25 protein-coding genes, 1 tRNA gene and 1 pseudogene are annotated in these 22,196 nt (G+C 43.2%); 18 read left to right on the top strand and 9 right to left on the bottom strand.

Annotated features, from left to right (window positions below):
• Positions 1-1,140, bottom strand: a complete 1,140-nt coding sequence (gene amrS / locus VDIS_RS08850) for an AmmeMemoRadiSam system radical SAM enzyme (protein WP_013336893.1) — start codon at positions 1,138-1,140, stop codon at positions 1-3.
• 124 nt (positions 1,141-1,264) lie between these two features.
• Between amrS and VDIS_RS08845 the strand changes: the two are divergent.
• Both VDIS_RS08845 and VDIS_RS08840 read left to right on the top strand, forming a co-directional pair.
• A pseudogene (locus tag VDIS_RS08845) lies at positions 1,265-1,546 on the top strand (30S ribosomal protein S26e); the annotation flags it as partial.
• A 179-nt stretch (positions 1,547-1,725) separates the two neighbouring features.
• Positions 1,726-2,130 carry an FHA domain-containing protein gene (locus VDIS_RS08840; protein WP_013336891.1) on the top strand — a complete coding sequence of 135 codons (405 nt, stop codon included), beginning with the start codon at positions 1,726-1,728 and terminating at the stop codon, positions 2,128-2,130.
• Positions 2,131-2,133: 3 nt separating this feature from the next.
• Here VDIS_RS08840 and VDIS_RS08835 read toward each other — a convergent pair whose 3' ends face one another.
• The gene (locus VDIS_RS08835; RefSeq protein WP_013336890.1) at positions 2,134-3,786 is read right to left on the bottom strand and encodes a serine/threonine protein kinase; all 1,653 of its coding nucleotides are present in this window, start codon (positions 3,784-3,786) and stop codon (positions 2,134-2,136) included.
• Between the two features lie 48 nt (positions 3,787-3,834).
• On the opposite strand from VDIS_RS08835, the gene VDIS_RS08830 reads away from it, so the two are divergent.
• A complete protein-coding gene (locus VDIS_RS08830) occupies positions 3,835-4,110 on the top strand; it encodes an acylphosphatase (protein ID WP_013336889.1) in 276 nt (91 codons plus the stop codon).
• Here the strand turns inward: VDIS_RS08830 and VDIS_RS08825 are convergent.
• Positions 4,085-4,567: an NUDIX hydrolase gene (locus tag VDIS_RS08825; protein ID WP_013336888.1), complete on the bottom strand. Its 483-nt coding sequence runs from the start codon at positions 4,565-4,567 to the stop codon at positions 4,085-4,087. The genes VDIS_RS08830 and VDIS_RS08825 overlap by 26 nt on opposite strands.
• A gap of 78 nt (positions 4,568-4,645) precedes the next feature.
• Here VDIS_RS08825 and VDIS_RS08820 point away from each other — a divergent pair, with 78 nt between their 5' ends.
• From VDIS_RS08820 to VDIS_RS08805, 4 genes are read left to right on the top strand one after another with little or no spacing between them, the layout of a single operon-like run.
• A complete protein-coding gene (locus tag VDIS_RS08820; protein WP_013336887.1) occupies positions 4,646-4,885 on the top strand; it encodes a hypothetical protein in 240 nt (79 codons plus the stop codon).
• A gap of 5 nt (positions 4,886-4,890) precedes the next feature.
• The gene (locus VDIS_RS08815; protein WP_013336886.1) at positions 4,891-5,169 is read left to right on the top strand and encodes a MoaD/ThiS family protein; all 279 of its coding nucleotides are present in this window, start codon (positions 4,891-4,893) and stop codon (positions 5,167-5,169) included.
• 44 nt (positions 5,170-5,213) lie between these two features.
• Positions 5,214-6,029, top strand: coding sequence for a CoA transferase subunit A (locus VDIS_RS08810; protein WP_013336885.1), 816 nt, complete (start codon positions 5,214-5,216; stop codon positions 6,027-6,029).
• Positions 6,022-6,744 (top strand): CoA-transferase subunit beta, encoded by a 723-nt coding sequence (locus VDIS_RS08805; protein ID WP_013336884.1) that lies wholly within the window; start codon positions 6,022-6,024, stop codon positions 6,742-6,744. Before VDIS_RS08810 ends, VDIS_RS08805 begins: the two co-directional genes overlap by 8 nt.
• 17 nt (positions 6,745-6,761) lie before the next feature.
• Here VDIS_RS08805 and VDIS_RS08800 read toward each other — a convergent pair whose 3' ends face one another.
• Entirely contained in the window at positions 6,762-7,109 is a 348-nt protein-coding gene (locus VDIS_RS08800; protein ID WP_013336883.1) for a hypothetical protein, read from the bottom strand.
• 88 nt (positions 7,110-7,197) lie between these two features.
• Between VDIS_RS08800 and VDIS_RS08795 the strand changes: the two genes are divergently transcribed.
• The 5 genes from VDIS_RS08795 (at position 7,198) to VDIS_RS08775 (ending at position 10,732) form a co-directional block, all read left to right on the top strand.
• Entirely contained in the window at positions 7,198-7,857 is a 660-nt protein-coding gene (locus VDIS_RS08795) for an RNA 2'-phosphotransferase (protein WP_013336882.1), read from the top strand.
• 32 nt (positions 7,858-7,889) lie between these two features.
• Positions 7,890-7,966 (top strand) — tRNA-Ala (locus VDIS_RS08790).
• A gap of 53 nt (positions 7,967-8,019) precedes the next feature.
• Positions 8,020-8,640: a hypothetical protein gene (locus tag VDIS_RS08785; protein WP_013336881.1), complete on the top strand. Its 621-nt coding sequence runs from the start codon at positions 8,020-8,022 to the stop codon at positions 8,638-8,640.
• Between the two features lie 145 nt (positions 8,641-8,785).
• Positions 8,786-9,916 (top strand): MFS transporter, encoded by a 1,131-nt coding sequence (locus VDIS_RS08780; RefSeq protein WP_013336880.1) that lies wholly within the window; start codon positions 8,786-8,788, stop codon positions 9,914-9,916.
• 45 nt (positions 9,917-9,961) lie between these two features.
• Entirely contained in the window at positions 9,962-10,732 is a 771-nt protein-coding gene (locus VDIS_RS08775) for an ATP/GTP-binding protein (protein WP_013336879.1), read from the top strand.
• Here the strand turns inward: VDIS_RS08775 and VDIS_RS08770 are convergent.
• Entirely contained in the window at positions 10,720-11,727 is a 1,008-nt protein-coding gene (locus VDIS_RS08770) for a substrate-binding domain-containing protein (RefSeq protein WP_013336878.1), read from the bottom strand. The genes VDIS_RS08775 and VDIS_RS08770 overlap by 13 nt on opposite strands.
• 103 nt (positions 11,728-11,830) lie before the next feature.
• Here VDIS_RS08770 and VDIS_RS08765 point away from each other — a divergent pair, with 103 nt between their 5' ends.
• A complete protein-coding gene (locus VDIS_RS08765) occupies positions 11,831-12,475 on the top strand; it encodes an HAD family hydrolase (RefSeq protein ID WP_013336877.1) in 645 nt (214 codons plus the stop codon).
• Here the strand turns inward: VDIS_RS08765 and VDIS_RS08760 are convergent.
• On the bottom strand, positions 12,444-14,393 hold the full coding sequence (locus tag VDIS_RS08760; RefSeq protein ID WP_013336876.1) for an Ig-like domain-containing protein: 1,950 nt from the start codon (positions 14,391-14,393) through the stop codon (positions 12,444-12,446). The two genes, VDIS_RS08765 and VDIS_RS08760, sit on opposite strands and share 32 nt — an antisense overlap.
• Before the next feature lie 117 nt (positions 14,394-14,510).
• On the opposite strand from VDIS_RS08760, the gene VDIS_RS08755 reads away from it, so the two are divergent.
• A complete protein-coding gene (locus VDIS_RS08755; RefSeq protein WP_013336875.1) occupies positions 14,511-15,869 on the top strand; it encodes a tRNA (N(6)-L-threonylcarbamoyladenosine(37)-C(2))-methylthiotransferase in 1,359 nt (452 codons plus the stop codon).
• Between the two features lie 5 nt (positions 15,870-15,874).
• Here the strand turns inward: VDIS_RS08755 and VDIS_RS08750 are convergent, their stop codons facing one another.
• Complete coding sequence (locus tag VDIS_RS08750; RefSeq protein ID WP_245522495.1) at positions 15,875-17,035, bottom strand: ABC transporter permease; 1,161 nt, start codon at positions 17,033-17,035, stop codon at positions 15,875-15,877.
• Positions 17,036-17,327: 292 nt separating this feature from the next.
• Here VDIS_RS08750 and VDIS_RS08745 point away from each other — a divergent pair, with 292 nt between their 5' ends.
• From VDIS_RS08745 to VDIS_RS08730, 4 genes are all read left to right on the top strand, one after another.
• Entirely contained in the window at positions 17,328-18,497 is a 1,170-nt protein-coding gene (locus VDIS_RS08745) for an NAD(P)/FAD-dependent oxidoreductase (RefSeq protein ID WP_013336872.1), read from the top strand.
• A 10-nt stretch (positions 18,498-18,507) separates the two neighbouring features.
• On the top strand, positions 18,508-18,969 hold the full coding sequence (locus tag VDIS_RS08740; RefSeq protein WP_013336871.1) for a helical membrane plugin domain-containing protein: 462 nt from the start codon (positions 18,508-18,510) through the stop codon (positions 18,967-18,969).
• Positions 18,970-19,046: 77 nt separating this feature from the next.
• Positions 19,047-19,331, top strand: coding sequence for a MoaD/ThiS family protein (locus tag VDIS_RS08735; protein WP_013336870.1), 285 nt, complete (start codon positions 19,047-19,049; stop codon positions 19,329-19,331).
• A gap of 52 nt (positions 19,332-19,383) precedes the next feature.
• Positions 19,384-19,668, top strand: coding sequence for a MoaD/ThiS family protein (locus VDIS_RS08730; protein WP_013336869.1), 285 nt, complete (start codon positions 19,384-19,386; stop codon positions 19,666-19,668).
• 24 nt (positions 19,669-19,692) lie between these two features.
• Here VDIS_RS08730 and prf1 read toward each other — a convergent pair whose 3' ends face one another.
• Positions 19,693-20,799 carry a peptide chain release factor aRF-1 gene (prf1, locus tag VDIS_RS08725; RefSeq protein ID WP_245522494.1) on the bottom strand — a complete coding sequence of 369 codons (1,107 nt, stop codon included), beginning with the start codon at positions 20,797-20,799 and terminating at the stop codon, positions 19,693-19,695.
• A gap of 90 nt (positions 20,800-20,889) precedes the next feature.
• Complete coding sequence (locus VDIS_RS08720) at positions 20,890-22,080, bottom strand: thiolase family protein (protein WP_013336867.1); 1,191 nt, start codon at positions 22,078-22,080, stop codon at positions 20,890-20,892.
• Between the last annotated feature and the right edge of the window lie 116 nt (positions 22,081-22,196).

Genomic DNA, 22,196 nt, shown 5'->3' with positions numbered 1-22,196 from the left:
CTATCCCTGCCTCTTAACGTGAATCTTACTCCTAAGCTCCTCAATCTGCTCCCTCGTTATCCTTACATACCTGGATAATAACTCAATCGGTACATAGGCGAACCTATCACTTAATCTCCATGTTGGCCACACCTTACCGCCAATGTTAATTTTAGCACCGCAGAATTTGCACCTGCCATCCTCGGTTAAGTTAACCTCTAATATGTCGAAGCCCCTCCTCCTAATCACAACCCTGCCGCAGCTTGGGCAGTAGGTGTTTTCGAGTTTATGCCCTGGAACATTACCAATATACACGTACTTAAGTCCCTCCTCCTTAGCCACCTGGGCGTGCCTCTCCAGCGTCTCTATGGGCGTTGGTGGTAGGTAATCAACCTTATAATCAGGGTGAAATCTCAGGAAATGCATTGGCGTCTCAGGGCCTAGGTTATCCACGATCCACCTGACCAGTTTACGTGCGTACTCCAGGTTATCGCCTATTTCGGGGACAACGAGGTCCGTAACCTCAATGAATATCCCCTTCCTCTTCATCTCAAGGAGGGTCTGGAATATGGGCTCTGGGTCTGGGACCATTGAGAATCTCCTCAGGAACTTAGGTTCTGCATTGCCCTTGAAATCTACGGTAGCCGCATCAAGGAACTTAGATATGTAATCAACCGCCTCATCGGTCATGTATCCGTTAGTAACGAATGTATTGAATAGTCCTTTCTTCCTGGCTAGGACTCCAACGTCGTATGCAAATTCCGCGAAGATTGATGGTTCGTTATATGTATACGTGATTCCCTGGGTCCCATAAGTCTCGGCCAACTCAATAATCTTCTCTGGAGTTACCTCGAATCCCTCGAGAACCCTTCTCTGGCTTATATCGAAGTTCTGGCAATACTGGCATGCCCAGCTACAGCCGTATGTGGAGAATGAGAGAACCATGGAGCCTGGATTAAAGTGATAAAGTGGCTTCTTCTCTATTGGGTCCACGGCTATTGCTGAGATCTTGCCATAGACCATTAGGTGGAGTTTACCGCCTAAGTTCCACCTAACACCGCAAAATCCGTACTGCCCATCGGAGAGCTTGCACCTTCTTGCGCATGCCGTGCACTCAACTCTGCCGTCCGGCAATGCCTTATATAATGTTGCCTCTTTCATTAAACTCATAATTAATCATTAATCAATTATTAAAAACCTTATGAGGTGAGTAGGTTTCCTTATACTAGTACGTAATTATGGAGGGGGTATGTTTTTTAAGTGGCTTATTATATGGAGCCAAGATATGCCGAAGAAGAGGAAGAATAGGGGACGCCATAAGGGCGATAAGGGCAAGGAACCAATGGTTTATTGCGACAATTGTGGTAAGTTGGTGCCTAGGTCTAAGGCTGTTAGGGTTACTGTGCCCTACTCACCAGTACCTGGTGACTTAGCTAGAGAACTTGAGAAGCAGGGCGCCATTGTTCCTAGGTACTACGTAACCAAGACCTACTGCATAAATTGTGCCATTTACCTTGGCATACTGAAGGTTAGGGCTGAGGATGAGAGGAAGAGAAAGGTTTCACTGACGAAGGCACCAGCGCGTAGAGAGGTAATAACCGTACCGCCAGCATCAAAGCCCTCTCAAACACAGACGCCAGCACCATCAACTTCACAGGGCACCCAGGGAGCGCAGGCAAAGCCCTGATCTTCAAATAACGACGGTAGTAACTCTTATAAGCCATTTCAGGTTCATGTTAGTGCATAATGGAGCATAGTGAAGAGACTAGGAGGATGGAGTTACCCAATACGGAAACAGTAAGGAGAGGTCCAAGTAAACTTGAACTAACATTTATTGAGAGTCCTAAGGACTTCATGAAGGACTTTAAGGTTATTTTCGACCTATCAATAATAAGGGAAATAACGCTTGGTAGGAGTCCCGAGAACATGGTTATAATACCTGACCCAACGGTCTCGAGAAAGCATGCCGTGATAACGATGGTTGGGAATGAATTGTTAATTAAGGATTTAAATAGTACGAATGGCACGTACGTACTTGATGGTGGAACGTTCAAAAGGGTAAGTGAGTATAGGTTTAATGGCGATGTCGTTGTTAGGCTCGGTTATTACACCGTTATTAAACTATCACTGATGACTGAGGAAAACGCTTAGCCATTAAGTGGCTTTTACATTCATGAACTTGCTAAGTACGGCTAAAATTTCATTGGTACTTGATGGTCTTAACGACGGATTTAACTCAAGGCCCCTCATTATTAATGATGCTATCTCAGGCGGTACATCAGGCCTGTAACTGGTTATTAGGGGTACGAAGGCCTGCCCACTACTTAATCTATGAATATGTGGGTTTATCCCTGTTAACATTTCATAGAATATACATGATAATGAGTAAATGTCCGACCTAACATCGGCGATTCCCTTACTAACCTCAGGTGCTGCATAGGCTATTGAGAATTGGGATACGTATGACTTACCACCAACCATTATCTTGGCCGCGCCCAGGTCGCCAATCTTCACAATCCTTCTCTCCCTGTCCTTGAATAATATGTTCTCGGGCTTAAGGTCAAGATGTATTATGTTTGCCTTATGGAGCTCAGACAATGCAAGTGTTATTGAATAAGCCAGCCTTAAGAATTCACTGAGTTCAAGAGGCCCCTTCTCCTTCATTAGGTCCCTCAGTGATCCACCCTCCATGAACTCCATAACCACGTAAGGCGGCTCACTCAGGTAATCCTCAAGAGACTTATACGGGAGCTCCTCATCGGGCGGTATGTGAACCTCAAACACCCTAACAATATGTGGACTCTCAATGAACAGGTACTCACTCATCTCCTTCTTAAATGATGAGAGTACCCTGGGATCATTAGCGAGAGGATTACCTCTCGAATCCCTATCCTTAAGGACCTTAATGGCGTAGACCCTACCCCACTCATCCCTACCCCTAAGCACGTAACTGAAGCCGCCTGTTGCGATTACATCATCGATTAGGTACTTACCATCTAACCACGCGCCAAGCCAAGATAATGGTGGTTTCAACCCCCTAACAAACCTTAACCTGGTTGGTCTTAGGTACATTATTATGAAGATGAGCGTTAAGGCGGTAATACCTAACCAATAAATCCTAACCACTGGGTAAATGCCGTAAACCAGCGTCACTAATAATACCGCCGCTGAGACATAACTGGGGAATTTCCTCATCATTGGTACTGCGGATATAATGGATGGCATCAAAGCCATGTATGCATAGGGTTGATTCAGCACTAAAAGAAATACGGCAGCAGGTACTATCAGGAGTACGCCTAGGTACGTTATTGCCCTATCAATTACATCCTCGGGAAAGTCAATCCTATACATCAGTATTGAACCTCTAATCGTTATTATGAAGGATGATACGAATATAAGAAGCGAATTTATTAGTAAATAAAGTGCTGGAGGTGCGGGATTTACGTAACCCCTATAGAATAGGTATAAAACATATAATGATATTAATACAATCATCGCCCTTAAATCCGCAACCCTTAACGATAAAACTAACACAATAACCCCTAGAAACACCGCTAATACATCATAGACATAGGTATTACTCATTATAAAGATCATGGATAATGCGAGTATTATTTCTGAAATCAGTGGGATTAAGAACCAGTTATTTCTCAATGGATACTTCCTGAACAATTCATAGAATAACACGAATAGTGAAACCACGATTAATGCTCGTACAGCATTAACGCCAGTTATAAATAATAGGCTTATGAAAAGTACGATTCCCGGTAACGCCTTAAGTACCTTATTAACGTCGGTAATTAACACGTTAGTTACTCTTTAAAGTCCTAGTTTAAAACGTTATTTGGATAATGTATGAAGAGGGTTCACGTACTTGTTAGAGGCGTAGTCCAGGGAGTTGGTTTTAGGGCCTTTGTAAGGAGAAATGCCAAGAGGCTGGGCGTTAAGGGCTTTGTCAGGAATTTACCTGATGGCTTCACGGTAGAAATAGTTGCGGAAGGCCCTGATGATGCCATCGAGCAATTAATAAGTATTGTTGGTAAAGGGCCCCCTGGCGCTATAGTCGAAGATGTTGAGGTGAATTATGAGGAGCCCAGGAATGAATTTAATGATTTCGAAATTCTCTATTAACATACTTAATTAAACCACCACCACATGGTTTGGGTCCTGAATCTAATAAGTCCATTATTAACTGCCTTGCAGTATCTGTTAGGTCTAGGTTTAATGCCTCCTTCAATTCAATAAACCTTAACTCCATGGCATCACTCGATGCCCTAGGCTCACCACTAATGGGTTCTATTAAATAATCTAATAACAAAAAGTGGTACTTAACCCTGCCCTCCTTATCTCGCTCTATGTATTGGTAAATACCGAAGAGACCAATTACCCTACCAATAATACCGGTCTCTTCCCGTAACTCCCTCAATGCAGCCTTATCCGGATCTTCGCCTGGCTCAACCATACCACCGGGTATTGACCACTTACCCTTATTGGGCTCGGCACCCCTTCTTATTAACAGGATCTCGCCATTCTTAATGACTATGGCACCAACACCAACCAACGGATACCTTGGGTATTCCCTGCTCATTTAGTCAGCTTGGCATGTCTTAAGTTAATTAAGTATTAACGCTATACTTAAAAGGGTAAAAATGGCACGGCATACCTAATGGAATGTAATAATGACAAGGTGAGGAGCATTGTTGAGGCCTTGTCAGATAAAGAACCCATTGAGGCTTATCAGACGTTACTTGAGGAGAATTGTTTTGGTAGGAGCATGATTTACGATGTTGGCGGTAGGTACGTAGTATACATGAAGGATGAGGAGAATGCATGTGTTGAGGAGACGAATTCAATAGACCGTGCCAGGGAACTGGCGAGGGCGTTCGTCGACTCCGTTTGTTCTTGACGACCATGAAGGTAAGGGTAATATTATCAGCGAATCTTCATGAACTTGCTAATGCAGTGAGCATTACCTTGCAGGTACCGAGTGGGTATACGGTTAGGGACTTAATAATGAAGCTTGGTGAGGTAAATCCAGAAATTCCGAAGATACTGCTTAAGGGTGATGAACTTAATGAGAATTATATCGTGATTGTGAATGGTAGGGACATACATTGGTTGAGGGGCTTGCTTACCAATCTTAATGATGGTGATGAGATATTAATTGCGCCTAAGGCGTTTATATCATAAAACTTAATATCTCCACTTAAGCGCTTTAATACCCGTGATTACAAATGGCTAGGAACAAGTTAATGAGTATTAAGGAGGCCTTAGATTTAGTAAACGATGGCGATGAAATAGCGATTGGGGGCATGTCCTTTCACCGTAATCCCATGTCAATGGCCATTGCCATAGCTAAGTCAAATAAGAGGGACCTAGCACTAATAGATAGGGAGCCTGGGCTTGCCTTTGACTTACTAACGATATCGGGTAGGGTTAAGAGGATTAGGGCTGCGATGGTCACATTTGAACACTTTGGCATCGCACCTGGGTTTAGGAGGATGGTGGAGAACGGAGAGGTGGAGTTCATAGAGGACGTTTGTGAGGGTGTAATGGCTGGACTTCGTGCAGGGGCTTACGGGCTCTCTTTCATGCCGTCAGCCATTACGTTAGACAGCGAATTAGTTCCATTGAATGTCAAGAGGGGCATTTGGAAGGTCATTAAGGATCCGTTTAATGATCAGGAGTTGATAGCGGTTAAGGCGATAAGGCCTGACGTGGCGCTGGTACATGCTCATAGGGCTGATGAGAGGGGTGATGTTGAGATTTATGGTCCTAAATACGAGGATTTACTTAAGATTCAGGCGGCTAAGAAGGTCATAATTACGGCTGAAGAGATAGTAAGTGAGGATTATTTCAGGGAGCATCCAGAGCGCTTAACAATACCAGGCTTCATGGTAACTGCCGTTGTGCACGCGCCAAGGGGTGCGTGGCCGACGTCAATGTATGGCTATTATAAGGCTGATTATGACGTTATCAAGAGGTATCTTGATAGTGTTAAGGCTGGGCTGAGTATTGAGAAGGTGCTTGAGGTGTTTGTCCATGGCTGATATGGACAACGTCATTAAGTGCATGGCGAAGCAGCTGAGGGATGGTGACGTCATATATACGGGCCTTGCCTCAGTCCCCGCCGTGTTAGCGGTTGCGTTGGCTAGGTATTGGGGATTGAACGTATGGTTCATTAATGTGGCTGAAGTATACGAGCCCCGTAACATAGTGATAACGCCATCATCTGGAGATCCTTACTCATTTATTGATGGTGAGGGTTTTGTAACGAGTCTAGATGCCTTTGACTTAGCCAGACGTGGGCAGCTTGATGTTATGTTCTTTTCGGCGGCCCAGGTTGATCGTAGGGGCGACATGAACTTATCTGTCATTGGTAATTACGAGAGACCCAGGGTTAGATTACCCGGCGGTGCAGCCGCGGCTTACCTATATAGGAGAGCCCGTAGGGTTGTGATGTGGCTCAAGGAGCACTCGAGAAGAACGCTCGTTGAGAGGGTTGACTTCATAACTGCCCCCGGGCCCACGAAGCAGGGACCGCATTTAACGATATGTACTCCAAAGGCCATGTTTGAGTTTGATAATGAGTTAGGCGAATTAGTGTTGGCCGGTTTATTCCCTGGTGTTGGTGTTGATGATGTGATTAATAATATGGCGTTTAAACCAAGAGTTAGAGAATCATTAAGAATTCTTGAGCCTGTAACGCAGGATGAATTGCAATTCCTAAATAAGTTAGACCCGAGTGGTGTTAGGTACTCATAGTTTTAATTATTCAAATATCATAGCATCTTATTTTCTATCTTGTATGCACCCAGTATTATTGCTCCAGCTGATTTCGAGGCCTCCACAAGCTTCTTACCAACCTCATCACCACCCTCAGCTGGGTAAACAAGTAAGGCGTAGCCAATAGCCTCGCCTGGCCAGCCATAGGCATAAGCTAGTAATAGGTTAAGCCCTGTGGCCGCCTCTATCGTCGTCAAAACCCTGCCCAGAGTACCTGGTTCATTGGACATCGCTATATGTATTATAAATACGCCGCCCTGTATCGTCATGGCCAAGTCATAAATCTTCGTAAATAGTCTCTGCATATCCTCAATCATCCTAAGTAAATTAGCTCCTGCACTCACGCTTGAATTGAAAATAATCAATTATTTCAATTAATCACACAAGATAAAGAAAGACTAAAGTAGTATTGATCCGTTGATTAAATTGCGAATGAGAAGTATATATAAGTGCGTGATTTGCGGCTCATACACCGAGGACACGGTACATTGCGGGGTACAAGCTAGGTTATTACTAGATGGTAAATTAAGGAGCAGGCTGAGTCATTTAATGACCTACCTACTTAGGCATGATCCGAGTGCGGTAAACCTATCAATGGACAGTGAGGGTTGGGTAAGCATTGATGAGTTGGTACATGCATTAAGGGATAAATGGGATCCAAAGGCATACTCATGGCTGACTAAGGAGCATATAATGGCGGTGGCGTCGCTTGACCCAAAGGGTAGGTTTGAGATTAGGGATGGGATGATTAGGGCTAGGTATGGCCATAATAAGTCGCTCGATGTTAATATAAGGTATGAGGTTGACAGTGAAGTGAGGACTCTATATCATGGAACCACGAAGAGGGCGTTGGTACGAATAATGCGTGAGGGTATAAAGCCTATGAACAGGAAGTACGTGCACTTAGTACTGGACCCGAGGGATGCTTATGAGGTGGCTCTTAGGCATGGTAATGACGTAGTAATATTAAAGATAAACGTAGATTGCCTTAGAAGGAACGATCAACAAATATTGATTGCGACGGATAGGATAAGACTTACGGACTACGTACCACCACAATGCATAGAGTCGGTAATAGACCCACGAAACTAAAAGCTTAAATTTCTTGGTTCTCGGCTTCCCTTGGGCCGGTAGTCTAGCCTGGAAGGATGCCCGCTTGGCGCGCGGGAGATCCCGGGTTCAAATCCCGGCCGGTCCACCACAAAATCATTATGTGAGAGTTAGCTTTTTGTTTCATTCATTATTTTCTATATGATGTTTCTGTGGTTGTTGGGCATCGGCTTTGGTTTGCTAGGTATTTCTTGGTTTACCCTTGAATATGCCTCCGCCTTTCGATTCAGCGCCGATTATAGGTTATCGTATATTAAGGAGAGGCTGAATTACCTAACGCCGTTATACCTCATTGGTGCCGCTGCCGTGGCTTTAACCCTAATTTCGTGGATTGAGCCCTGGTATAAAGTCTATATATCCTATGTCACGGTTCTCGGTCTAACCGTTGGTGGTAAGGTATTTTTTAATAGAATGAGGAGGGGTCTCATAAGGGCACTTGATGTTTATGACCTTGATCTTGACCTACCCATAGTTTCTGCAGCTGTATCGTTAATATCGCTTAACTCTATAATTAATATTCTTATGATTAACCTTATTTCCACGGTAGCGCTGTTTCTTGAGTCAGTCATTATTTATGTTAGAGCAAGTAGGAAGTTATTTGATGTTGGGCGTGTGAGTGCAGTACTTTACTCATTACCTCAGTTGGTAATTGCCTTATATGCGCTTTACGTCTCAGTGAGGTCAATCATCGTGTTTGTAATAGCGCTTTTCGTGTTAGCATTATTTATTGGTGACCTGGCGTATCTAATGATTAAGAGCCCGTAGTGGTAAGCCTTATTTCATTGTGTCTATAGGGTACCTATAGTGATGAGTGCTAGACCAGGATGATAAAGTGATTGGTAGAACCCGGGCTGATGTTCAAATTCTGGGTATGGTTTTTAAGTGGTTTAATTTTATGATTAATTGATGTATGAGTAATAAGAAATTGAAAAATTACATACTCATCCAAAACCTCGCCAATGGACTTGCATCACCCTTCATGAGTTTCCTAGCCGCCGTAATAGGCGTGCCCAATGTCGGCATTAGTATTGTTTCGTCAGCAACGTCATTCTTTAGCGGTATCGTTCAATTACCACTAAGGAGGGTTAAGCGAGTTGAGCAATTGCTGAAGTTCTCAACCTTGCTACTTGCCGTTCTATGGTTCATAATGGCATTCATAGCCTATGGTAATCCCATAATGTACTTAATAATCTACGTCCTGATAGCCGGCGTTGGCGGTGCGAATTCATTTGCATGGGCATTAATAATGGAAAGATTGAGCAGGGGTAGTAGGGGTTGGGTATTGGCTAACTTTGCGTTTTACGGCTCCATAGGTAGCTTATTAGCTACGTTAATTACGGGCATCATAGTCGGTAGCAATTATGCAATAATGCACTATGTATTCATGACCACGGCATCGCTTATTTTCATCAATGCAATTAATGTGTGGAGCATTGAATTAACTGACCCTAGTGATCAGGTGGTTACTGAACCATTATTAATACTTAAAAATAATAGAAAATTGGCAAAATTCCTCCTTATCAATACTTTATTCGCTATCGTATGGAGCTTCGCATGGCCTCTTTTCCCATTGGCTCAGGTCTATCTGCTTAATATGAATGTTGAGCAACTAGCCATTGTTAATGTGATTAGCGGCATATCAACCTTAACACTACAGAGGTTTGTGGGCAGATGGTTTGATAAGAATAGGAAGTTGGTAATGTTCCTGGGAAGGCTCTTGCTTGTGACATTCCCATTATCATATGCCCTGGCCAATAATGTTTACGTGATTTACCTGGCAAACATGGTAGCTGGATTCACGAACTCTGCTTCGAACGTTGCCTACATATCCTTCGTATACGATAATTCCGAAGATAGGAGAACGGCAGTTAGCCTGTACAACCTATTCTATGGTGTTGGTACGTTAATTGGCTCATTAATAAGTGGTGCATTGGTAACCGTGGTTGCTAATTACGTGGGTTTAAAGGATAGTGTTAGGTACATGCTACTTGGCGATGCTGCAGCCAGGGCATTAATGGCCACGCTGTACATCAGTGTTTAATGCGATTCGGAAGTTTTTTATTGAGGTTTTTTACTCCCGTAATGAATGTTCACAGTATTTATCGTGGGGACTGCCGGATCAGGTAAAACAACGCTTGTTAGTACCTTCGCTGAGTGGCTTGAGAATAATCAGTACGATGTTGCCATAGTTAATTTGGATCCAGCGGTGGAGTACGTGCCCTACATACCGGACATTGATATTAGGGATGTGGTTTCGGCCCGGGAGTTGATGAGGAAGTATAAGCTTGGTCCCAATGGCTCGATAATAGCCGCCATAGACATGTTGGCAGTTAGGGCCCAGGAGATTAAGAGTCAGATAATGGATATTGGTGCGAATTACGTCTTAATAGACACGCCGGGGCAGATGGAGCTATTCGCCTTTAGGAGTGTCGGTTCGGTACTAATTAATAGGCTGAGTATGGATAGGTCGGCTGTTGTCTTCGTAATAGATGCGACGCAGGCCCAAACACCAAGTGGTTACGTGTCATCGATGCTCCTCGCTCTCTCAACGCAGTTTAGGTTTAACATGCCTCAGGTGAATGTGCTCAATAAGATTGATCTGCTCGATAGGTCTGTAGTTGATGAAATACTTGAGTGGAGTGAGGAGACGGACCTACTCAGGGAGGCGTTGATGTCTAACCAGGCCAATAAGTTAGAGGCAGACTTAAGTGTTAGGTTGTCGGACATATTAACCGCCATCGGTACTATACCAAGGCCAATACCAATAAGTGCTAAGACTGGCGAGGGCCTTGACGCACTCTATAGAGTTCTTCATAATGTCTATGTTGGGGGTAGTGATTATGATTACCTGGAGTAAAGCTCACCAGTGTTCCTAAGCATTACATAGCCAGGTCTGGGCTCTACCTTACTTATCCTACGTATAAACTCCTTAACCGTTGGTTTATTAATGCTTGCCTTAGAAACCACAATGTCGAACTCCTCAAGGGCTATGGGCTTAATGGCAAGACCCATTTTGAGTGCTTGCCCAGCAATTGCTATGCCGTAGTCAGCCAATCCCCTAGCTACCTTCTCGGTAACCTCTATATGAGTCTTAACAACGTCGTTATAGCCCTTCACAACCTTCCTTATCTCATCCATACTATACCCAGTGTACATGGCTATCCCATTGAGTAGTAATTCCGTTGCTAGTCTCGTGCCTGAGCCTGGATTCCTATTAACCATCCTAAGCCCCAGTATATCCGTTAGATCACTAATGCTTAGATACGGCCTATGCACAATACCCAGCAACCTCATGTAACCCCTTATTAAGACGGCATTATCCCAGGCACCCAATGAATACATGTAAGGTATGTTGTACTCGCCACTTGTTGGGTCTATTAGATGAATACCAGCTATGTCAGCTAAGCCATTAATGACCATGTTTAACCCACCCATTGAACCAACCCAATAAGCATCAATGCAGTAACCCTCGCTCCTCATTTCATTAATTATATCCCTAACTATGCAATCATCGCTCCCGGCATAGACAGTGTCGCACACAGTACCATCAGGACTCCACACATACCTACTCATTATCGACCTATACGTACTCAGTAATTCCCTGCCCTCCGCAGTTAATGACATGCCTCCTTTATAGCCCCTCTTTGAATTAACGACCTTAATGTCCAACCCACTTTCCAACCTATTAATTAATTCCCAAGCCCTTGAATATGGCAATCCAAGATCCTTAACCACCGATAATAGGGAACCCTTCTTCTCGAGAATCTCAAGAAGTCTTGCCGTTAGGTCATCCATTAAGACCTTCCCATCCTGCTCAAGGAGCACCTCAATCTTAAACCTAGGTTTACCCACTATGTAATTTAGTTACAGTATTTCTTAATAAGTATTTTACTTTCCATTGAATATAATAGAATGGTTTATTAGTGAGCTAGTAATAGAGCATACTCCCCATACTATGGTCATTAAGGCCATCGTGCTAGACCTCGACATGACCCTCGTAAATACATTACCTAAATTCCTAAACATACTTAGAGAATGCGCCTTGAAGTATGGTAGGAGCTTAAATAATGACATTGACCAATTACTCAGTATCTATTATAGGGACCCATCGCTAAGCGAGGTGTTAGGTGATTTGTCAAGGAATTTCTGGTTCTGGCATGAGTGCTGGACATTGTACTCCATAAGGAGGGATTACGGTGAGGTGTTTCCAGGGGTTTTAGATTCAATGAAGGTTCTACGCAGTATGAATAAGAGGCTCGTCATAGCCACAGGAAGAGAGCTGGAGTGCCCGCAAATGATGAATGAGTTAAGGTATTATGGATTCACTGAGTTTATAGAAGGTTGTGTATCATTGGGCGATTTAGGACCTGGCCATGATAAGCTTGACCTCGTTAAGAGGGCGCTTGATATCCTTAAGCTACCACCTAACGTTGTTGCCTACGTTACCGATCATCCAAGGGACATTCTCCTAATTAATGGTTTAGGCACAATAAATATAGGGGTTGCAACATGGGCTAGGGACTTCCCAACAAAATTCGTAATTAAAAGCGTCGCTGAATTACCAAGGCTCATTGCCGTACTTGACGGAGCCTCTGATTAATGATCATTCCTATTGATGCCCCAAGAACTATTGGTGCCAAATAGGCAAGGAGCATGTACCAGGGTATCCCTAGGAAACCCGGTATTACCGTTACGTAGTAAGGCCCATACACACTTGCATTAACATAATCATTACCAGGGTACTGTATTAATACCTCATAAACACCGGGTTCTGGGAAGGGTATTGAGGCCTTCATGAAATACCCAGTAATTGGTACATCATACGTACTCACCGTTTTATTACCGCTCCTGATAACTATCGTTAGATTCCCATTAACGTAACTAATTGGTATGTTGGTAACAACACCTATACTGAATATTTCATAACCACCTGCAGCGATTAAACTGCCACTTCCATTTACGTAAAGCGTCAACGGCGCTTTCATTATATTTAACACGTAGGTCGCGCGGCATCCTTGATAGTTAATGTTTCCCGGCCAGGACACAATAATTGAGTACTTACCCGGCATTTTGGGTGTGAATACGTACGTGCCAATGCCACTTGCATTAATGTACATTATTCCGCTTGTTGATGATAAATTACTCATTATTAGTATGTTTAATTGAGCATTTATGATTACAGGCTTCATCTGGCTTTGTATAATGAGTCCATGCAATACCTCAGGTGTCCCATTAATTATTATTGATAATGAGCATGGCGCCTTACTAACAGTTATTGTAAGGTTTGTGGAACTTGGCAAGTAGTTTGGTGGGTTCGTATAATATATTGTTATTAAATACGTCCCTGCCTGGGGTGGTATCCAAGTTGCCTGGACAGTACCATTCACCGGGGTATAACTACCTATTGTAGATGCTAATCCGTTAACCTCATAACCTATTGTTAACGTCCCACCTGAGATAGGTGGTGATAACTTTACGTAAATATTAACTGCACTTCCGTAAGTTATATTAGTACTGTTTACATAGGCAATTATATATACGGTACCTGGCAATACAATGAATGTATAATTAACGAGGGCCTCCTGAAAATACGTAGTGTTCGTGAACTCAACCGTTAATATGTGATAACCAACGTCATAATCAATAAATAGTGAGTATTGGGCAATCCCATTGCTATTGGTGGTTACGGACGCTACATAATTATTATCAACGTAAATACTCAACTGCTGATACTGCAGTGGTCCCACCGGCGTTATTGCGTTTATGGTTATTGGCATGTAATTACCGTAATTAACCGTGCTTTGCGCACTTAGGGTTAGGTGTACGGGCGTCGGCACTATCGTGAAGGTGAGTGTTTCATTCTCATTCCACGTATAACCCCCAGCATCTGTATAGCTAATCCTAAATGTTATTGATGCCGTACCCAGGGAGTATGGTCCTGGTATTACCGTTATATTTTCACTCGTTGGTGGCTTTGTAGTAATCATGCTATTACTAATTACTACGCCCGTCCCAATCATTACTATTAACGCTGAACTTATTGGTATGGGTGTATTATTTGTTACGTTAAGCGTAATTACCTGGGATACCCCACTGTACAGTCTCGTTGTTGTAGTATTTATAACTATTCCAGGAACCACGGAAAATACCATGAAATAGTAATTCAGGGAGTAACCTACTGAGGATAACAATAAGGACGCGTTGTAACTGCCCTCAGCTAAAGCCGGCACTGTTATGTTGAATGAGTTTTTCCCAGGCTGTAGTGTCCACGAACCTTGAACCGTATAATTCTTAATACTAAGGGTATAAGACACGTTGATTGGTATTGGTGCATTATCATTAATATCAACCGTTATAGTACTACTTATGTTGGCGCCTGTGTATATATGCGTGTAATTGCTTAGGGGTTCAGTGTAGGACCCGTAGTACCAGGTAATTCCTGTAACCGTGAATGGTGTTGGTGGGTCCACACCGAGTAACGTAAGTATCACGTGTATTATCAACGCTAGTATCACCATCTACGGTAGCAATTAATTACTTATTTAAAAACACTGCTTACCTAAATGGTAAACGTAAAACCTCATTGTCGGGCGCATCTAGGTTTTTAAGGGCTTAGGGCAATTATCTCTGAAGGTATGGGTGGTAAGTTTACTGTGATAACGTTTGGTTGTTGGTTGAATAAGGCGGATAGTGACATAATGATTACGAAGCTTAGGTCATTGGGCTGGGAGTACACGGAGGATGTTGAGTCCGCTGACACGATAATCGTGAATACATGCGCCGTTAGGGAGGAGGCCGAGAGAAATGAGCTTAAGCTCCTGAAGAGACTAAGTGAGGAGTATCCAGGTAAGAGATTGATTGTCGCTGGTTGCTTAACCAGGATTAGGCCCGCAACTATAAAGGATGTGTCTCCTAATGCCATGCTTATCTCGTCCCACGGAGCCGAGCTTATAGATGAGGTGGTAAGTAGTAATACTGATGTTCATGTATATGAGGATAGACCAGCAAAGTACCTGCCTAATTACTACCCCGAGCTTCATGGGCATAGGTATGTAGTACCAATACAGGTTGGTTGCTTGGGTAATTGTAGTTTCTGCGTTACTAAGATTGGCAGGATGGGTTTTGGTAGGGTGAAGAGTTACGGCATAGACGATATAGTCAATGCCATTACAAATGCCGTCAGTAAGGGCGCGCGAGAGATTTATCTAACGGGGCAGGAAATCAGTGCTTATGGACGTGATAGGGGTTATGACCTGGCGGACCTCCTCGAAAAAATACTGGCTAAGGTCGATGGTAGGTTCATGGTTAGGCTGGGGATGATGGAGCCCCTTGAGTTAAGTCGAATAATTGATAGGCTCCTTGACGTTGTAAAGTCTGATTGGCGCGTATATAGGTTCTTCCACGTACCGGTGCAGAGTGGTAGTGATAGGGTGTTAATGCTCATGAGGAGGAAGTACTCGGTTGACTTATTTAGGGATATTGTAAAGAGGATTAGGAATGCCTTTCCTGATGCTACCGTCGCCACGGACATTATTGTGGGCTTCCCTGGGGAGACCGATGAGGACTTCTGGGCTAGTGTGAGGTTAATTGAGGAGTTGGGTATTGATAAGGTTAACCTGGCTAGGTATAGCCGTAGGCCATTCACTGAGGCGGCATATATGGAGCAGGTGCCTGAGCAGGTTAAGAAGGAGAGGAGTAAAATCGCCACTGACGTGTTTAATAGGGTTGCCTTGGAGAGGAATAAGACGTTTATTGGCAGGGAGATGTGGGGCATCGTGAGTGAGGTTGACTTTAAGGGTGAGAACTACGTTGTTCGTTCATATAATTACAAGCCAATAGCCGTGAGGAAGGCTGACATTGGCGCATTCGTGAGAGTGAAGGTCACGGATGCAACATCGCAGAGACTCTTTGGTCAATTGCTCGAGTCAGAAAATCTAGGCACTAGGTATAGGGTTGACTTTAGAATTACCGAGGGCTTAGACCTAGTTTCTTAAGGCTATTATTCAATCCTTAGCACCTCCATTGGTCTGATCCTTGTTATTGATATTAATGATGGTATTGACGCGATTATCGATGTCGCTATGGCTATTATTAATGAATATACGTATAACGTCGGTATTAGTATCACGGGTATTATTATTGGGAGGTTAAGCCTAATCATTATGTACCTAGCCAGGTAAGCGCCTGCTATGCCAAGCAGTATACCTACCACTGAGCCTATGATGCTCATTATCAATATTTCAAGGAGGAATATCAGTATTACCTGGCCATTGGATGCGCCCAGGGCCTTAAGGATTCCAATTTCCCTGGTCCTCTCCCTAACGTTCATTATTGCCGTATTAGCAACGCTAAGCCCAGTGACTATTAGGCTGAGTGCTATTATTACTATGAAGAATAGATTAACCATTGATAATGCGTTAGAGATTGAGCCGAGAACGGACTTCTGCTCGTAAACATCAGCGTTGGGGAAGTACTCACTTAATGCAGTGGCTAGTTGATTGAGGTATGTCGGATTCTCCTGTGATAGCTTTATGAATATTGCATTAACAAAGCCCTCATCATCAAGGTCATTTTGTAATGTGCTTATTGGTGTCACGATCATGTTTAATTGAAAACCAAGGAAACCACCAAGTATGCTACTAAACGTTCCGGTGACCTTGAGGGGTATTATCTCAGAGCCTCCCTGAATACCCGTTAGTACCTGGACATAAATGGTATCGCCAATGCTTATGTTATCCCTTTGAGCCAGGGTGTCCTGTATTATCGCCTCCCCATCACTCATAGGCAATGAACCACTTTCCATGCGAACCTCAAAATACGAGAAATACTGGTTAGGTATTCCAATTAGGGTAACCGCATGTCCATTAACCTGGGCCGTACTTATTATAATTGCAGGGACTACATAAGACACGTGAGGAAGCTTAGCAATAACCTGTGCCACAGCCTCGGGTATTGAGACACTTTGGGAATAAACCATCAGATCCGTGGGCAGTATATTCTCGACCTCGTTAGTAATCGCGACCTTGAAACCATACGTCATGGTTTCCAGGGTTATCATTAATGCCACACTATAGATTATTGCTAGCATTGTCAGTATAGCCCTCGTTTTCCTACCGCTAAGGTTCCTAATAGACATTGTGAACAGCGTCCTTAAACTCATGAGACGGTTTAATGTAGTCATATGGTGCTTAAAAATACTTCTAACAGGAAAATAATCAGTCTTCACCTCCCTCCTCATTATCATGTATCAGTTTGTTGATCCATCATCACACCAATAATTATTGACATCACCATTATTAATAATCTTTATTGTTCCATTGTTATATATCACGGTATTAAGTACTAATTCATTTAAATGCATTAGTTCATAAATTGATTGCTTTTTATACTTTCACAAACTTGTAACTTGATTAATAATAATGCTTAAATAGTAGCATTCATTCTGAGGTTACGTGCCGAAGAAAATACTCATCCTAGGCGGTGGTGTTGGTGGCGTCGTTGCTGCTAAGAGAATTGCTGAAAGAATAAGGGGTAGGGTTGATGCTGAAATAACGATAGTCAGCGATACGGATTATTATCTATTGCCACCGTTACTCGTCAATATCGCGCTTGGCGATATAGAACCAAGCAAGGCACAGTTACCGCTGTCAATGCTAGAGAGGAGAGGTGTCAAGTTTGTTAAGGCTAAAGTCACTAAGATAGACCCTGATAATAGGGTTGTGGAGACTGATCAAGGCAAGTTTAACTACGACTACCTTTTGGCGAGCCTAGGCGTTGATTTTGACTTCCAATCTTACAACCTGGGCGTCGGTTATCACAATTACACGCTAGATGGAGCACTTAAACTAAGGGATGCATTGAGGTCCTTCAGTGGTGGTAAGGTGATCATATTCACGCCTGAACCCATATATAGATGCGGTGTGTATCCCTTTGAATTCGCGGCTCAGCTTGACACGGTATTTAGGAAGAGGGGCATTAGGGATAGGGTTGATATAACGCTTATTCATCCCTTCGAAAAGCCGATACAGCCCTTAGGACCTGAGGCCGTTAAGATTACTGAGGAAGTCTATGCAAAGAAGGGTATTAAGTACATTGGTAGCATAAAGCCTGATAAGGTTGATGATAAAGAGAAGACTGTTATACTGGCAAACGGTGAGAAGTATAAGTATGACCTGCTCATTGTGGTACCGCCAGCAAGGCTTCCGAAGCCCTTTGAGGGAACGCCATTAATTACCGATACACCAACCGGTAAATGGACGGCTATAGATGTTTATACTGGTAGGAGTTTAAAGTACGATGATGTTTATTTACCTGGTGAGCACTCGATGCCATATATAGGCTTACCAACGGCTGGAGTGCCTGTGCATTTCACGGCATTAGCGAGTGCCACGGTAATAGCGGGTGAACTACTTGGTGAGCCCATAGAGCCTGCACAGATAAATGCGATGACCTGTGCCATGGATTATGGCGATCTTGGTATGATGTTTAACTGCGATGTTAAGCTTGATTTAACTGGTAATAAGGCTGCGTGGGTAGGTAGCTGCTATAGTATATTAACGTCACCGCTTGGTAGATTGATTAAGGATCTATTTTATAAAACCTGGCTAGCAACAACGATGTGAGGTGATCACCATGGCGCAGCAAACTCAGGCTGAAAAGAGCCCCGATGAGAAGCTTGCTGAGGCGTTGAACATACTTGTTCAGAATATTGATGAGATTAGGGGATTACTTGATCAATTAATTGAGCTCAAGCGTAGTGGTGTAATTGATGCGTTAATGCTAATAGTTAATAGATTTGATGAGGTCATACAGTACTTATTCCAGGATCCCGCGATATTTAGATTATTATCAATACTCGTTGATGGTAGTTTACAAGCGATGAATAAGCTGGATACTCAAGATGTCCTTAAGTTGAAAGGCCTCGTCCAAGACTTAGGTGGCTGTCTAGGAAAGAACGTGGATTTAGCCAACGCTAAACCCGTGAGTGGATTAATGGGACTTTGGAGAGCATTAGGGGATAAGGATGTACAGAGAGGTCTTGGCATTGCAATGGCACTTCTGAAGGCACTAGGTAAGTGCTCACCGCAACAGTAGAATATCAATTCCTAAAGATCTCTCATTTGATAAAATTTAGCAAAAGATTTTTATATATTGACATTAACAGCAAAGCAATGAAGATATACGTCAAATTTTTGACTTTACTATATGAAATGACTAAGACGTTGAGGACCGAGATTGAGTTGCCTGATGGTGCGACACTGCTTGACTTAATAAGGAAAATAGATAATGCTATATACCCAGGCTTCTCTAAGGTAATCCTTGACTGTAATAATAAAATTAAAGATAAGTTCTTAGTATTAATTAATGGAAGATCCCCAGATTTCTTAAATGGCGTTGATACTAAGTTATCTGATGGCGATGAAGTAACATTTTTACCGCATTGCGGTGTTGCATAACTAATGTTTTTCGTATTAAGCTTTTTAAACTATTTTTACTGCTATGTGATTGATGAAGGTTCAGGTTAAGTTCTTGGCATCATTATATGACATAACTAAGGTACTTAAGACTGAGCTTAACATACCTGACAATGCGACAATTAAGGATTTAATACAGGTTATTGATACCTCAGTGAGCCCCAATTTCTCGAAGGTTATCCTAGATGATAATGGCAGACTTAAGGATCAATACGTGATCCTGGTTAATGGTAGGTCAATAGACTTTCTAAATGGATTAAGTACTAAGTTGTCTAATGGTGATGAGGTAGTATTCCTACCACCAGCCGGCGGTGGTTAAAGGGGGAATATTTTAAACAATGCCTTATGAGCTACTCTTGTCCTGGTTTTCATTATAACTCTCGAGGATCCATGATGGTGTTGATAAAATAGCCACATAGCCACCGAATGTTTGCGTTAGTGTCAGGTTTTCCTCAACAGACTTAGGCATTACGAATAATTCAACATCCTTCCTACCCTTAAGCATTATTGTCAAATTCATAATCTCATCCTCACCAACATCCTCACTAACAACAACCATCTTAGCAATGCCCTTCTTAACCGCGTCCATCACCGAGTCCTTACCATAAATTAGGTACTCGGGCTTCTTAACGGCTAGGTACATGATCTCCTCCATTAATTTCTTAGCCTTAACATACTCAGTTTCCTTAAGCTTATCCTCAGCATTCCTAATGGCCTCGAGAACGCCACCAATATCAGCGCAACATGCTGATACAATGGCAATGACCTTATCTCTAATCCTATGATCCAACTCACCCTCCTCAAGGAACTCCTCCTTCGTTGGTCCTGGTCCAGCAACGACGATACCCTTTAGGCTCGGTATCTCTGTAAACACCTTATTTGCTCTCTCAGCAACTAGCTTGTAAAATGTCTCGGCTAAATGCTCCGTCTGTCGCTTATATCTAAGGGCTGATTGTCCACCAGCCGCATGCTTATTTGGCACAAAGAACTCCACCTTATCAACAATCTCCCAATAATTACCCCTCAGCAGTGCAATAACCGCCTCACCCCTCTCGATCACTATTATCCCATAAGTGTCGCTGCTCTTAACCATGCCCTCAAGTATCTCAGTGTGGAACGACGTATCGCAGATGTACTTAAATGTCGATATTGGTATTGGGGGTATTATGGCGTGAAAAACCCACTCGTAATTACCTGGATTTATCATGTGAAAGCCTGCGAATATTGCAAGTCCGTTCTCAGGAGCCTTTGATATGCCTTTTATCGAATTTATAATCCTCTCTAGTGCGTCTTGAACATGCGTTCTCGTGGTCTTATCCTTGATATTGCTTGCCAATGCCCATTCCTGCCTAAGCATTGATACGACATCAGGTATTGGCCTATTACCGTTGATGTATAGGCTTATGAGGGTCGTTGCATAACCCCTGTATTTCTTGAGTAGGTTTATCATTATTTTCAACTCCGAGAAATCCCTTATTCCAGGGCATCAACCATACTATGGATGGAAAGGACTGCTGTATTTAAAAGCCTTTTGCTTTAGTCAAAGCATCTCTATAGCCAGTGCAGTGGCACCGCCAGTGCCATGACACAGCGCTGCCACACCTCTCTTACCACCAACATGTATTAATGCCGATATTAACGTCGTAACTATCCTAGCACCACTGGCACCAAGTGGGTGTCCCAGGGCTATTGCACCGCCAAATATGTTCATCTTATCATACGGTATACCCAACTCCTTATTCACCAGGACATTAACCACGGCGAAGGCCTCATTAACCTCGAAAACATCCACGTCATTAATGCTCCAACCAACCTTACTCAGCAACTTCCTAATCACGTAAATCGGCGCCTCTGGGAATCTCCAGGGCTCAAGCATGTGCCACGCATAGCCAACGATCCTCGCAATGGGCTTTAAACCAATCTCCTTAGCCTTATCCATAGTGGTCAACAACAATGCCGCAGCACCGTCAGATAGTTGTGACGAATTACCGGCAGTATGTAAGCCATTGGGACCAAAGGCTGGCTTTAACTTAGCTAATTTCTCAAGGCTTGTATCAGGTCTAATACCCTCATCCCTATCCAGGTAAACCCTCTCGCCATTTATCACGGTATCCACAGGCTCTAGCTCGAGGTAATACTTATTCTCAGTGGCCTTTAGAGCTCTCATGTGGCTCTCGTAAGCCACTTTATCCAGCTCCTCCCTAGTTATTTCGTGCTCCATGGCCACCTTATCAGCCTCCTGACCCATGAGCATCATGTTTGTGGGGTCTGTTAACCCATCATAAATCATCAAATCAATGAATCTCAAATCCCTACCAATTAGGTGCTTAATTCCCCACCTAACCTCGTGCGGCAGGGCAAGCGGTTGCGTGCTCATGGACTCAGCGCCACCTGCAATTACCACATTTACGTCACCAACCTTTAGGGCCCTGACGGCCTCGATAATCGCCTGCATTCCTGATGAACAAACCCTATTGACAGTAAATGCACTAACCTCTATCGGTAACCCAGCAAGCAATGCCGCGAACCTACTAAGGTTTTGACCCATACCACCCTGAAGTGTTGATCCAAAGACAACCTCGTCAATAAGCTTACCCTCAATGCCTGTTCTCCTAATTAACGCCTTTATGGCTTCAGCGGCTAAGTAAGGTGTCTTAACGTTCTTAAATGCACCACCAAATTTACCAATGGGTGTCCTTACGAAGCCCGTAATGACTATATCCTGGCTCATACGTCTTTAGCAATTGATTAAGCAATATTAAGCTTTGTCCATAATTAATGGTTAACAATTGCTTCAGATATTAACTAATTCATATTCAACAGTTAAAAATATCGTAGATATCATGG

The organism is Vulcanisaeta distributa DSM 14429 (assembly GCF_000148385.1).
GTDB classification, from domain to species: domain Archaea; phylum Thermoproteota; class Thermoprotei; order Thermoproteales; family Thermocladiaceae; genus Vulcanisaeta; species Vulcanisaeta distributa.
Note: the sequence above shows the minus strand (reverse complement) of the source record. Positions and strands in the feature narration are given on the sequence as shown.